Source organism: Pseudomonas inefficax, from assembly GCF_032164165.1.
In the GTDB taxonomy this organism is placed as follows: domain Bacteria; phylum Pseudomonadota; class Gammaproteobacteria; order Pseudomonadales; family Pseudomonadaceae; genus Aquipseudomonas; species Aquipseudomonas inefficax.
Genome location: NZ_CP134401.1, coordinates 1,794,251 through 1,806,666 on the forward strand (window position 1 = coordinate 1,794,251; position 12,416 = coordinate 1,806,666).

The 12,416-nt window shown below is 57.2% G+C and carries 10 protein-coding genes and 1 other RNA gene; all 11 read left to right on the forward strand.

Features of this window, described 5'->3' with window-relative positions:
- Positions 1-2,811, forward strand: coding sequence for an FAD-binding and (Fe-S)-binding domain-containing protein (locus RIN61_RS08035; RefSeq protein WP_313856588.1), 2,811 nt, complete (start codon positions 1-3; stop codon positions 2,809-2,811).
- Between the two features lie 214 nt (positions 2,812-3,025).
- Positions 3,026-3,322 (forward strand): PA2433 domain-containing protein, encoded by a 297-nt coding sequence (locus RIN61_RS08040; protein WP_207877272.1) that lies wholly within the window; start codon positions 3,026-3,028, stop codon positions 3,320-3,322.
- Between the two features lie 100 nt (positions 3,323-3,422).
- Positions 3,423-3,814, forward strand: a transfer-messenger RNA (tmRNA) gene (gene ssrA / locus RIN61_RS08045).
- Between the two features lie 187 nt (positions 3,815-4,001).
- Positions 4,002-5,258 (forward strand): integrase domain-containing protein, encoded by a 1,257-nt coding sequence (locus RIN61_RS08050; protein WP_313856591.1) that lies wholly within the window; start codon positions 4,002-4,004, stop codon positions 5,256-5,258.
- A gap of 944 nt (positions 5,259-6,202) precedes the next feature.
- Positions 6,203-7,180, forward strand: a complete 978-nt coding sequence (locus RIN61_RS08055) for an integrase domain-containing protein (RefSeq protein ID WP_313856593.1) — start codon at positions 6,203-6,205, stop codon at positions 7,178-7,180.
- Positions 7,177-7,467 carry a hypothetical protein gene (locus RIN61_RS08060; protein ID WP_313856595.1) on the forward strand — a complete coding sequence of 97 codons (291 nt, stop codon included), beginning with the start codon at positions 7,177-7,179 and terminating at the stop codon, positions 7,465-7,467. Before RIN61_RS08055 ends, RIN61_RS08060 begins: the two co-directional genes overlap by 4 nt.
- Before the next feature lie 323 nt (positions 7,468-7,790).
- Positions 7,791-8,072 (forward strand): hypothetical protein, encoded by a 282-nt coding sequence (locus RIN61_RS08065; protein ID WP_313856597.1) that lies wholly within the window; start codon positions 7,791-7,793, stop codon positions 8,070-8,072.
- A 46-nt stretch (positions 8,073-8,118) separates the two neighbouring features.
- Positions 8,119-8,691 (forward strand): restriction endonuclease subunit S, encoded by a 573-nt coding sequence (locus tag RIN61_RS08070; protein WP_313856599.1) that lies wholly within the window; start codon positions 8,119-8,121, stop codon positions 8,689-8,691.
- Positions 8,692-8,694: 3 nt separating this feature from the next.
- On the forward strand, positions 8,695-10,233 hold the full coding sequence (locus RIN61_RS08075; RefSeq protein ID WP_313856601.1) for a type I restriction-modification system subunit M: 1,539 nt from the start codon (positions 8,695-8,697) through the stop codon (positions 10,231-10,233).
- Positions 10,223-11,461, forward strand: a complete 1,239-nt coding sequence (locus tag RIN61_RS08080) for a restriction endonuclease subunit S (protein ID WP_313856604.1) — start codon at positions 10,223-10,225, stop codon at positions 11,459-11,461. The genes RIN61_RS08075 and RIN61_RS08080 overlap by 11 nt, the downstream gene beginning before the upstream one ends.
- The gene (locus RIN61_RS08085; protein WP_313856607.1) at positions 11,461-12,297 is read left to right on the forward strand and encodes an HAD family hydrolase; all 837 of its coding nucleotides are present in this window, start codon (positions 11,461-11,463) and stop codon (positions 12,295-12,297) included. The genes RIN61_RS08080 and RIN61_RS08085 overlap by 1 nt, the downstream gene beginning before the upstream one ends.
- Positions 12,298-12,416: the final 119 nt, after the last annotated feature.

Here is a 12,416-nt window from a genome sequence, read left to right on the forward strand (position 1 = left end):
ATGAGCCTGCCCGCCGCATTCCTGCGTGATGCCGAGCGCCTGATCCCCGCCGAACGCCGCTTCGACGACCCGACCTCCACCCTGGCCTTCGGCACCGACGCCAGTTTCTACCGGCTGATCCCCAAGCTGGTGGTACGCGTCGAGTCCGAGGACGAGGTGGTCGGCCTGATCAAACTGGCCCAGCGCGAGCGGGTGCCGGTCACCTTCCGCGCCGCCGGCACCAGCCTGTCCGGCCAGGCCATCAGCGACTCGGTACTGATCGTGCTGGGCGATAACTGGAACGGCCGCGAAATCCGCGGCCAAGGCGAGCAGATCCGCCTGCAGCCCGGCGTCATCGGCGCCCAGGCCAACGCCTGGCTGGCCCCCTTCGGGCGCAAGATCGGCCCCGATCCGGCGTCGATCAATGCTTGCAAGATCGGCGGCATCGTCGCCAACAACGCCAGCGGCATGTGCTGCGGCACCGCGCAGAACACCTACCATACCCTGGCCGGCCTGCGCCTGGTGCTGGCCGACGGCACGCGCCTGGACAGCGAAGACTCGGCCAGCGTTGCCGCCTTTGAACGCAGCCATGCCGACCTGCTGGCAGCATTGGCCCAGCTGGGCCGTGAAACACGCGCCAACACCGCCCTGGCCGAGCGCATCCGGCACAAATACCGGCTGAAGAATACTACCGGCCTGTCGCTGAATGCGCTGGTGGATTACGACCAACCCCTGGATATCCTTCAGCACCTGCTGGTCGGCTCCGAAGGCACCCTGGGCTTCATCAGCGCCGTCACTTACGACACCGTGCCCGACCACCCGCACAAGGCCAGCGCCCTGCTGGTGTTCCCCAGCGTGGAAAGCTGCTGCCGCGCGGTGACCGTGCTCAAGCGCCAGCCGGTTTCTGCGGTAGAACTGCTCGACCGCCGCAGCCTGCGCTCAGTGCAGGACATGCCCGGCATGCCGCTGTGGGTAAAAGGCCTGTCGGACAATGCCTGTGCCCTGCTGATCGAGTCCCGCGCCGCCAGCCAGAGCCTGCTGCATGAACAGCTGCCACAGGTGATGGCTTCGATCGCCGACTTCCCGCTGGAACAGCAGGTGGACTTCAGCGAAGACCCGGTCGTGTACAACCAGCTGTGGAAGATCCGCAAGGACACCTTCCCCGCCGTCGGTGCCGTACGCCAGACCGGCACCACTGTCATCATCGAAGACGTCACCTTCCCCGTCGAGCAACTGGCAGAAGGCGTCAACCGCCTGATCCAGCTGTTCGACAAGCACCGCTACGATGAAGCGATCATTTTCGGCCACGCCCTGGAAGGCAACCTGCATTTTGTCTTCACCCAGGGCTTCAACAGCGCCGAGGAAGTCGCCCGCTACCAGGCCTTCATGGACGATGTGGCGCAACTGGTGGCGGTGGAGTTCGGCGGCTCGCTCAAGGCCGAACACGGCACCGGGCGCAACATGGCACCGTTCGTGGAGCTGGAGTGGGGCCATGACGCCTACCAGCTGATGTGGAAGCTCAAGCGTCTGCTCGACCCCAACGGCATTCTCAACCCCGACGTGGTGCTGAGCGAGGATCCGGACATTCACCTGAAGAACCTCAAGCCGCTGCCCGCTGCCGACGAGATCGTCGACAAGTGCATCGAATGCGGCTTCTGCGAACCGGTTTGCCCGTCCAAAGGCCTGACCCTCAGCCCGCGCCAGCGCATCGTCATGTGGCGTGACATCCAGGCCAAGCAGCGCGCCGGCATCGATACCCGCCAACTGCGCCAGACCTACCAGTACCAAGGCATCGACACCTGCGCCGCGACCGGCCTGTGCGCCCAGCGCTGCCCGGTCGGCATCAATACCGGCGAACTGGTGAAAAAACTGCGCAGCCAGGCCGCCGGGCACGAAAAAACCGCCGACTGGCTGGCCGAACACTTCCACACCGCCCTGGGTGGCGCGCGCTTGACCCTGACCGCCGCCAACACCGCCCGCAAGCTGCTCGGCGCCCCACGCCTGGGCCGCCTGAGCGCCTCGCTGAACAAAGCCAGCAAAGGCCGCTTGCCGCAGTGGACCCCGGCGATGCCACAACCCTTGCGCCCACTGGACTTCGGCCCGGCCAGCAACGACGCCCGCCCTCGGGTGGTGTACCTGGCCGCCTGCGTCTCGCGGGTGATGGGCCCGGCCTATGCCGACCGCGAGCAGAGCTCGCTGCTGGACAAGACCCGCGCCCTGCTGGAAAAGGCCGGTTACCAGGTGGTGTTCCCCGACAACGCCGACAACCTGTGCTGCGGCCAGCCGTTCGCCTCCAAGGGCTACCCCGAGCAGGCCGAACACAAGCGCCAGGAACTGATCGCCGCTCTGTTGCACGCCAGCCGCGGCGGCCTCGACCCGATCTACTGCGACACCAGCCCCTGCACCCTGCGCCTGGTGCAGGATCTGGGCGAAAGCCGGCTGGACCTGTACGACCCGGTGCGCTTCATCCGCACCCACCTGGTCGAGCGCCTGGAGTTCACCCCCCAGGACGAGCCGGTGGCCGTGCATGTGACCTGCAGCACCCAGCACCTTGGCGAAAGCCAGGCGCTGATCGACCTGGCGCGGCGCTGCAGCAAGCAGGTGGTTATCCCGGAAGGCATCCATTGCTGCGGCTTCGCCGGCGACAAAGGCTTCACCACCCCCGAGCTGAACGCCCACTCGCTGCGTAGCCTGAAGGATGCGGTGCAGTATTGCAGCGAAGGCATTTCCACCAGCCGCACCTGCGAGATCGGCCTGAGCAGCCACAGCGGCATCGACTACCACGGCCTGGTCTACCTGGTCGACCGCGTCACCCGCCCCCGCAGCATCTGACCCTGTGGGAGCGGGCATGCCCGCTCCCACCGGTACAGCGCACACCACGAGCCAACCCAATTCCATGTGGGAGCGGGTTCACCCGCGAACACCGGCAAAGCCGGTGCCATCCCCACCATCATTCCACCCCTTCACCATCCCGATTGAACCCCCGCCAATCCCCCACAGTCCACCCTTACAGGCCCACCTTCCAGAGGCCCCAGAGGAGACTCCCATGAAAGGTACCGCGCTTTCGGCCCTGTTCGCGGCCGCCACCCTGCTGGCTTCCCCGGTGTTTGCCGCCGAAGACCTGTGCACCACCAATCTGCAAAAGATCGACGACAGCATGGCCACCGCCGGGGCCACCTCCGAAGGCCTGGACAAGGCCATCACCGAGCACGTCGACAAAGCCAAGGCTGCCCAGGCCGCAGGCGACACCAAGGAATGTATCGCCATCACCAGCAAAGTGCTGGAGCGCCTGGAAAAAACCGAGAAAGGCAGCGGCACCAGCGGCGGTGGTAGCGGCGCGTGAGGCCAGAAAGCGGGCGATCGGGCCGGCAGTCGACGTCGCCCGCACAATGGCGTATACTCCGCATCACGTGCCGTAAGGTGCGTTAGCCAAGAGCTAGTGTGGGGCCGATTAGGATTCGACGCCGGTAGCGAAACTCTAGGTGCATGCCGAGTTGGTAACAGAACTCGTAAATCCACTGTTGCAACTTTCTATAGTTGCCAATGACGAAAACTACGAGGGCTACGCTCTCGCTGCGTAAGCAGCTGAGCCCGCTCTCCTGGTAGCTTCGGCTCCAGCAATCATCAGGGGATGCCTGTAAACCCGAAATGATTGTCATACAGAACAGGATCGTCGTGTAGCACGTTGGGGGCAAAGCGACTAAAACTTACCCAACTCGTCCAAAGCACCCTGCCCGTCGGGCGGCTGCGGATTAACTCAGTAGACACGGCTAAGCATGTAGTACCGACAGCGGAGTACTGGCGGACGGGGGTTCAAATCCCCCCGGCTCCACCAAATGATCAAAAAAAGACGTCCACGGACGTCTTTTTTTGTGCCTGCAAGCCAGTAAATACGCGGCTTCCAGCGCTTTTGCGGTCTTTCAAGAGTTTTTGAGTTCCAGCCATTCGGGTATTCCAGGCGGTATTCCAGCTCACCCGGTGCTAATCTTTGGAATACCGAATCAGTGCTTGAGGACAATCTCATGCCTGCTCAAAACCTCCGCCTCTCCGATCGACAGCTCAAGGGAGTCAAACCCGCGTCCAAGGATTATGTCCTCACGGACGGTGACGGTTTGCAGCTCCGCGTACGCAGCAACGGCTCGTTGCTGTGGAATTTCAACTACCGCGAACCGGTGACCAAGAAGCGCATCAACATCGGCTTCGGGACCTACCCCGAACTGTCACTAGCGAACGCACGAAAGAAGGCAGTCGAAGCCCGCGAGCTGCTAGCCCAAGGCATCGATCCGAAGGTGCAGCGCAATACGTTGAATGAAGCCAAACGCGCGGAATCGGAACACACCTTCGAGAACGTGGCCACCGCCTGGTTCGAGCTCAAGAAAGACTCGGTCACCCCTGCCTACGCCGAGGACATTTGGCGGTCGCTCACGCTACACGTGTTCCCTGATTTGAAGACGACACCACTCACGAAAATCACCGCCCCGATGGTGATCGCATTGCTTCGTCCAATCGAAGCGAAAGGCAGCTTGGAGACGGTCAAGCGTCTAAGCCAGCGGCTAAACGAGATCATGACCTACGGCGTAAACTCCGGGCTGATCTTCGCCAATCCGCTCACCGGCATCAGGGCAGTGTTCAAGAAGCCCAAGAAAGAGAACATGGCTGCGCTTCCGCCCGAAGAACTCCCCGAGCTCATGCTGGAGATCGCGAACGCCAGTATCAAACGCACCACCCGCTGCCTGATCGAATGGCAGTTGCACACGATGACTCGCCCCGCCGAGGCGGCGACTACTCGCTGGGCAGACATCGACTTTGAAAGGCGCGTTTGGACTATCCCTGCGGAGCGGATGAAGAAGCGCCGCCCACACAGCATTCCTTTGAGTGATCACGCTGTCGCGTTGTTGGAGTCACTGAAGACCCACAGCGGCCATCGCGAATACGTCTTCCCGGCAGACAGAAATCCGCGCACCCACGCCAATAGCCAGACCGCCAACATGGCATTGAAACGCATGGGGTTCCAGGATCGGTTGGTCAGCCACGGCATGCGCTCGATGGCCAGCACCATCTTGAATGAACATGGGTGGGACCCGGAACTCATTGAGGTCGCACTGGCGCATGTCGACAAGGATGAGGTGCGCAGCGCCTACAACCGAGCCGACTACATTGAACGCAGACGACCGATGATGGCCTGGTGGAGTGAGTACATCCAGAAAGCCGCCACCGGCAGCCTGCTTGCCTCAGCATACGGTCAAGTCAGAGACAAGAACGTGGTACCGATCCGCTAGCTCTGTACGGCGCAAGAATTGCGGAAACAACTGAACGTCCAAGATTCGGGGCAAGCAGCCTCGCTTATCTGCTTCTCAGCGCGGGTCCATCCAAACAGGGCTGCAAAGCCGCCCTGTTTGGATGGACCTCATTTTGAAGAGCTAAAAGCCACGACGTTGTCCGGGATTTACCAAGTAATTCCACCGATGGATAACCGCTATTCACGTCCTCAAGGGCGCTTAATTTCGGCCCTTGACCGGGTTTATCCACAGGCGTAGAACTGGCCGTGCAAAGGCTGTCGATGACAGCACCCCAGGTGACCCGAGCCTTAAAGGTCACGCCGCTCTGGCGGTGGTTCAGCCCAAGGGCGATTCGCATCCGGCAGCTCGCCCGGTCACTACCCATGTGATGGATGCTTTTATACCTATAGCGCTCGTGCGCCAGACACACCGTACCTCGCTGCCCTGCAGCAACCTATCCGCTTGGCCGAATATTGCGCCAACCTGTGCCCGTCTCTTTCTTCTGGAAAGAGACGGGCACTTCTACCACTGCTGCAGCCCTCATTGCACAAGGCTTTGCGGCATTCCCCCTCGTGACAATCAGCGTGACAAACGCCGATGTCACCAGCAACAGCGCTGTAGATGATGGTGCCGCAGACCACGGAATGGACTGCACCTGACTGACAGTCAGGCATGCCCCGGTCATCGCATTGCTGCTTGCACATGGCTCAGGATCTTCAGGCGCAGGTCTCGTCAGCCAGCGCTGCCTCCACCCGCCCACCGGTAACGGTGCTCAGGAGGCCAGATCATGAGATGCCCTTGCCCCCGGACGTAAGGAGCCGCCAGTCCCGCGCTAGAGGACATCCCCACAGGTCGCAGGGGCCTTGATCCCTGATAACACTCAGCATTTTTGGCGGGATGACGTGGGGCCGGTTTCAAAGGTTGGCTTCGAGAGGAGTTTGATCATGGCGCTGGTAGGCAGACGGGATGGACGGAATTTTGGCTATGGCCGGCAATTGAGTTATGCCGGACCGCAAGCACTGAAAGATCTGTTTGGCGGTGGGCATTACGGGACCGTCAAAGCACATAGTGATCGGTGGCAAGCATTTGTGCGCTGGTGTCGGTCGGAGAATGGGCCGGGTTTTAACGATGCGCGACAAATTGATCGGCAGACCTTGCTTGACTACGCCGGGCATCTGCGCCTGCAAGTTGACCAAGGTGAGCTCACCATCGCCACCGCGCAAAACCGATTGTCCAGCGTCAACCGGACCATGGCCGCGCTTCGCGGTGATCACTATGTGAAAGTGCCGAGTCCGAGCAAGGCGTTGGGAACGCAGCGCAGCAACGTGCGCACGACAAATCCTCAGGGCCAAGATCACGAGCAGATGATACGCATCGTCGACGCGCTCCGCGAAAAGCATCCGCGTATCGCCGCCATCGCACAATTGGCACGTGCCACTGGCATGCGTCTGCGCGAAGCGATTCTAGCCAACCTGCCACGTTTGCATCGCGAAGCCGAGCGACTCGGCCGCATCAACATCCAAGACGGCACCAAGGGAGGTCGTTCAGGTGCATATGCGCCAAGATGGATAACAGCGACTAAGAACGTACGGGACGCACTGCAGGCAGCCCGTAACGCCTCGCCCATTGGCAGCAACAACCTGCTCGCCCAAGACGAAAGCTACAGAACCTTCCTGCAGCAAACTGTGAAACCGACACGCGAGATCCTGCACGTACATGGCTTGAAAGGCTTCCACGAATTGCGCGCCGCATACGCCTGCGAACGTTACAAACAACTTACTGGCTATGCAGCGCCGATCAACGATAGCACCTGCTTTCAGGAAAACCGTGAGCCCGACCTAACAGCACGCCAGCAAATCAGTCTGGAGCTAGGCCATAACCGCACTGACGTGATCGCAGCCTACATAGGAGGACGGCGATGACTAAGTTCTTCGACATGAGGCTTTTCCTTGAAGCCGTACTCACCGGTTCCCATGCCACACGGCAGCGCCACATTAGGCAGGCCCAAACAATACAAAAGGCCATTCGGAAGCGCTTCGGTCGAGACAATCCGTGGCGTTGGCAGCTTAAGCATTTCCGGTGGTTTGAGGAGCAACACCTGAAGTCCCGCAGCCCGGCGACGAGGTACTACTACCAGCTAACCGAGTGGTTGATTATCAAGCGGCTTGGTAAACCTGGGCTTACACAAGAAAGCAGCAAGAAAAACTGAGACCGCGCTGCCGGCAGGTTGCAAGCGGCGACGAGATGGAAAGCGCCTTATCAGCGCTAGGCGACACACTGGTGGATCGCATGACGAAGATGTATAGCGCCATCCAGTCACCACGATTTCCACGCTAGTACGGATGGCTACCTCAACGCGACCTCTACTCCATAGAGGCTCTACTGAGAAAAAAGAATTTGACAGCAGGTGCAAATGAGGAGATATTGCTCTCGCCATCTACTCAGTACGTCTTGTACGGAGAAAAAAATGAGGCGCGGCAGGTTGCAGCCTGCCGCTAGTGCAATAACTGACTCGTTAGGAGAGCTAGAGCTATGAAACTGTACCAAATTACCTATGACCTGCGTAAGAACCGTGATTACCAATCCTTGTATGAGCGCATCAAAGCCTACGGCACGTGGTGCCGGCCGCTGGAGTCCACCTGGATTGTTGCCACGCCCCAAACTGCAGCTCAGGTACGGGATTACCTTAAAGCAGTAATGGATGCCGATGACGGCTTGCTTGTAACCCGTCTTAAGGGCGACGCAGCATGGTATGGGCTGGCGACCGAGCAAGCCAAATGGCTGCAGAGCCAGTACCAGCGCTGCGAAGTCTGACTTTTCTTGTTGCGCCAAGGATGGCGCTTTTCTCCCAGAGCAATTTATGCCAACCCAGTTATTCAAGTTGAGCGAACTGGCTGATGTCCGTTCCGGATACACCTTCCGCGGTGCGCTGGAGCATGACCCATTTGGCGACGTTCGCGTACTGCAGATCAAGGATCTACGCCAAAACGCAGCGATTGAACCCGATCTGCTGATTGCCGTTACCTGGGACGCGCGTACCGCTCCGCCTTTGCTTCAGCCAAACGACATCGCCGTGATCGCCCGTGGTGATAGCAACAAGGCCGTACTCTATGCTGGCGAGCAATCGGTTGTAGCGACCAACCAGTTTTTTATTGTCACGGCTAGACGGTCAGAAATACTGCCGGCATACCTGTGCTGGCTGATCAACTTGCCGCAAAGCCAACGCAGCCTTGAGCGCAACGGCAGTGCGATTCAAGCCATCGGCAAAGCGTCCTTAATGGACATGCAGATCCCTCTCCCACCGCTCGCGACCCAGCAGAAGTTGATTGCCCTGCAAGCGGTGTGGGATGAAGAGGATGCACTGATCGCGCGCCTGCAAACCAATAAAGAGCAGATGCTACAAGGCATTTACCAGCACCTTATTAAGGCTTGACCCATGAACGACAAAGTAAACCAAGACGATATCAACAAGGCGCTGTGGGCAGCCTGCGACATCTTCCGCGGCACCATCAGTGCCGATACCTACAAAGATTTCATCCTTACCATGCTGTTCCTCAAGTACATCAGCGATGTCTGGCAGGATCACTACGACAACTATAAAAAAGAGTACGGCGACGAGCCGGAGCTTATCGAGGAAATGCTGAAGACTGAGCGTTTCGTACTGTCACGTGATGCCAGCTTCTACGCCCTCTACGACCGTCGCCATGAGCCAGGTAACGGTGAGCGAATTGACCAGGCGTTACACTCTATCGAGGAAGCCAACGGCACCAAACTTAAGGATGCCGGCAAGAGCGTGTTCCAGGATATCTCCTTCAACACCGACAAGCTCGGAGAAGAAAAGCAGAAGAACACCATATTGCGCCACCTGCTGGAAAACTTCGCCAGAGCCGAACTAAACCTCAAGCCGTCCCGCGTCGGCAGCCTGGATGTGATCGGTAACGCCTATGAGTACCTGATCAAGAACTTCGCCGCCAGCGGCGGTCAGAAGGCCGGTGAATTCTACACACCACCGGAAGTCTCCGAGCTGATCGCCGAACTGTTAGACCCACAACCGGGCGACACCATCTGCGACCCAGCATGCGGTTCGGCCTCGTTACTGATGAAATGCGGCCGCAAGGTGCGCGAACATCACAACAGCAAGCAATATGCCCTCTACGGCCAGGAAGCCATCGGCTCCACCTGGTCGCTGGCGAAGATGAACATGTTTCTCCACGGTGAGGACAACCACAAGATCGAGTGGGGCGACACCCTACGCAATCCTAAGCTACTTGACTCCAATGGGCAGCTCCTCAAATTCGATATTGTTACCGCCAACCCGCCGTTCTCGCTGGACAAGTGGGGTCATGAAGAAGCCGAGCATGATCAATTTGGTCGATTCAAACGCGGCATACCGCCGAAAACCAAAGGTGACTTCGCCTTTATCCTGCACATGATCGAAACCCTGAAAAGCCCTTTCCATGGTAACGGCGGGGGGCGCATGGCAGTGATTGTGCCCCACGGCGTACTGTTCCGTGGATCCAGCGAAGGCAAGATTCGCCAGCAATTGATTGAGGAAAATCTGCTGGATGCAGTCATCGGCCTGCCGGAAAAACTCTTCTATGGCACTGGTATCCCAGCTGCGATCCTGGTTTTCAGCAAAGCCAAGACTGATGAAAATGTACTGTTTATTGACGCCAGCCGCGACTTCAAGGCCGGCAAAAACCAGAACATTCTAGGTGATGAGCAGATCAACAATATCCTGATCACTTATCGCCATCGCATCAGCTCGGACAAGTTCAGCCACCGCGCCAGCCTGCAGGAAATTCGCGAAAACGATTTCAACCTCAATATCCCTCGTTATGTGGACACCTTCGAGGATGAGGAAGAAATCGATATGCTGGTGGTGCGTGCGGAGCGTAAGCGGCTCAAGGTGCAACTAGCTGAGCTTGAAGTGCAGATGGAAGGGTATTTGAAGGAGTTGGGATATGGTGCCTGAAGGATGGAAACGCGCACCTCTGGCATCCGTCGCTGAGGTAAGAGGCGGTATCGCAAAAGGTAAATCAGGCTTAAAAGACCCGATAACTTTGCCATATCTGCGAGTTGCCAATGTTCAAGATGGTCATATAGACCTTCGTGACGTCAAGACAATCGAAATCGAAAGAAGCCAGCTGGAACGTTTCTCCCTTAAGTACGGAGACGTTCTCATGAATGAGGGCGGCGACTTCGACAAGCTTGGACGGGGCGATATTTGGAAAGGACAGATTGAGCCATGCCTACATCAGAATCATGTGTTTGCTGTTCGACCAAACCCCAAAGTAATTGATTCATATTTTCTTGCCTCCTTGGCCGGAAGCAATTACGGGAAAAGTTATTTTCTGAGCTGCGCTAAAAAAAGCACCAATTTGGCTAGCATCAACTCAACACAGATCAAAGAATTCCCGATACTGATCCCCCCTTTAAACGAGCAAAAAAAAGTCAGCAAAATCCTTTCCACTTGGGATCAAGCAATAAGCACCGCCGAAAAGCTTCTGGAAAACAGCCAACAGCAGTACAAAGCATTGACACAGCAGTTGTTGACAGGCCACCGGCGCCTACATGGCTTTGAAAAAGCATGGCAGACGCTTCGGCTTGAAAAGCTCTTTTGCAGAGTAACCGCCAAGAACACTGAAGGCAGCACGAACGTGGTCACCATATCAGCTCAGCATGGCTTGGTACGTCAGGAAGAGTATTTTAATAAAACTGTGGCATCAGAAACTCTAGGAAACTATTTTTTGCTTAAAAAAGGACAGTTTGCCTACAACAAAAGCTATTCCAATGGCTATCCAATGGGCGCCATAAAACGCCTAAACAAATACGAAAAAGGCGTAGTAACTACACTTTACATCTGCTTCGAAGCAAGCAACGAAGCCACATGTAATGGGGATTTTTTTGAGCACTATTTTGAATCTGGCCTGTTAAACAATGGCTTAAGCAAGGTAGCTAACGAAGGCGGTCGTGCGCATGGTTTGCTTAACGTTAAGCCCAGCGATTTCTTCGGGCTGACTGTATTCATTCCAGAGGTAACCGAACAAAAGGCAATTGCAACAGTGCTTACTACAGCTGAGCAAGAAATAAAAACGATGCAAGCCAAACTTTCTTACTTACGAGATGAGAAAAAAGCCCTGATGCAACAATTGCTCACCGGCAAACACCGCGTGAAGGTAGATGAGCTGGAGATCGCCTAATGGCTAAGAAGCACATACCATTTGTGATTGCTTACGACTTCGACGGCACCTTGTCGCCTGGCAATATGCAGGAGTACAACTTTGTCCCGGCATTGGGCATCAAGCCGGCTGATTTTTGGAGCGAAGCTAAGGTTATGGCTCAGCAGCAGCAGGCGGACGAGATTCTGGCGTACATGCGGCTGATGATCGAAAAGGCTCAGGCTGCCCGGGTGCCGGTACGCAAAAAGGACTTTGCCGATTTTGGGGCGAATATAGAGCTATTCCCGGGCGTACAGGACTGGTTCAAACGCATCACTGAATATGGCCGCGCTAAGGGCGTAAAGGTCGAACACTTCATCATTTCGTCGGGCCTACGCGAAATGATCGAGGGAACTCCGATCAACAAGTATTTCAATCGCGTCTATGCCTCCGGCTTTATGTACGACCATAACGACGTTGCACACTGGCCAGCATTGGCGGTGAACTACACCACTAAAACGCAGTATCTGTTTCGCATTAACAAAGGCAGCCTGGATGTGCACGATAATTCGGTAATTAACAAGTTCGTTGAGCCAGCCGAGCGGCCTGTTCCGTTCAGCAATATGGTTTTTATAGGCGACGGTGAGACCGACATACCCTCCATGCGCCTGGTCAAGAACCAGGGAGGCCACTCGATTGCCGTCTACGGCAAGGGCAAACGCGGTGCCCGTGACAAGGCACTCAAGCTGGTCAAGGAAGGGCGGACCAATCTGGCAACCACTGCTGATTACTCTGATGGTTCAGCCATTGATCGCGCCGTGAAGGCGATGATCGACAAGGTGGTATCGGATCGCATAATCGCAGAGGCAAATGGCTGATATCGCAGCAGCGACCTAATTCTCTACAGAGACGATGGTTTGGTGCAATTCACTCTGCGCGGAATGTATGTACTACCATGAGTGGGTGATGCCCCACTTAGCAGTTAAATTCATGAGCT

Bases quoted from the DNA above. Each gene is read 5' to 3' on its own strand.
- RIN61_RS08075 (WP_313856601.1), top strand. From the start codon at position 8,695: ATGAACGACAAAGTAAACCAAGACGATATCAACAAGGCGCTGTGGGCA.
- RIN61_RS08070 (WP_313856599.1), top strand. From the start codon at position 8,119: ATGCCAACCCAGTTATTCAAGTTGAGCGAACTGGCTGATGTCCGTTCC.
- RIN61_RS08065 (WP_313856597.1), top strand. From the start codon at position 7,791: ATGAAACTGTACCAAATTACCTATGACCTGCGTAAGAACCGTGATTAC.
- RIN61_RS08040 (WP_207877272.1), top strand. From the start codon at position 3,026: ATGAAAGGTACCGCGCTTTCGGCCCTGTTCGCGGCCGCCACCCTGCTG.
- RIN61_RS08035 (WP_313856588.1), top strand. From the start codon at position 1: ATGAGCCTGCCCGCCGCATTCCTGCGTGATGCCGAGCGCCTGATCCCC.
- RIN61_RS08050 (WP_313856591.1), top strand. From the start codon at position 4,002: ATGCCTGCTCAAAACCTCCGCCTCTCCGATCGACAGCTCAAGGGAGTC.
- RIN61_RS08085 (WP_313856607.1), top strand. From the start codon at position 11,461: ATGGCTAAGAAGCACATACCATTTGTGATTGCTTACGACTTCGACGGC.
- RIN61_RS08055 (WP_313856593.1), top strand. From the start codon at position 6,203: ATGGCGCTGGTAGGCAGACGGGATGGACGGAATTTTGGCTATGGCCGG.
- RIN61_RS08060 (WP_313856595.1), top strand. From the start codon at position 7,177: ATGACTAAGTTCTTCGACATGAGGCTTTTCCTTGAAGCCGTACTCACC.
- RIN61_RS08080 (WP_313856604.1), top strand. From the start codon at position 10,223: ATGGTGCCTGAAGGATGGAAACGCGCACCTCTGGCATCCGTCGCTGAG.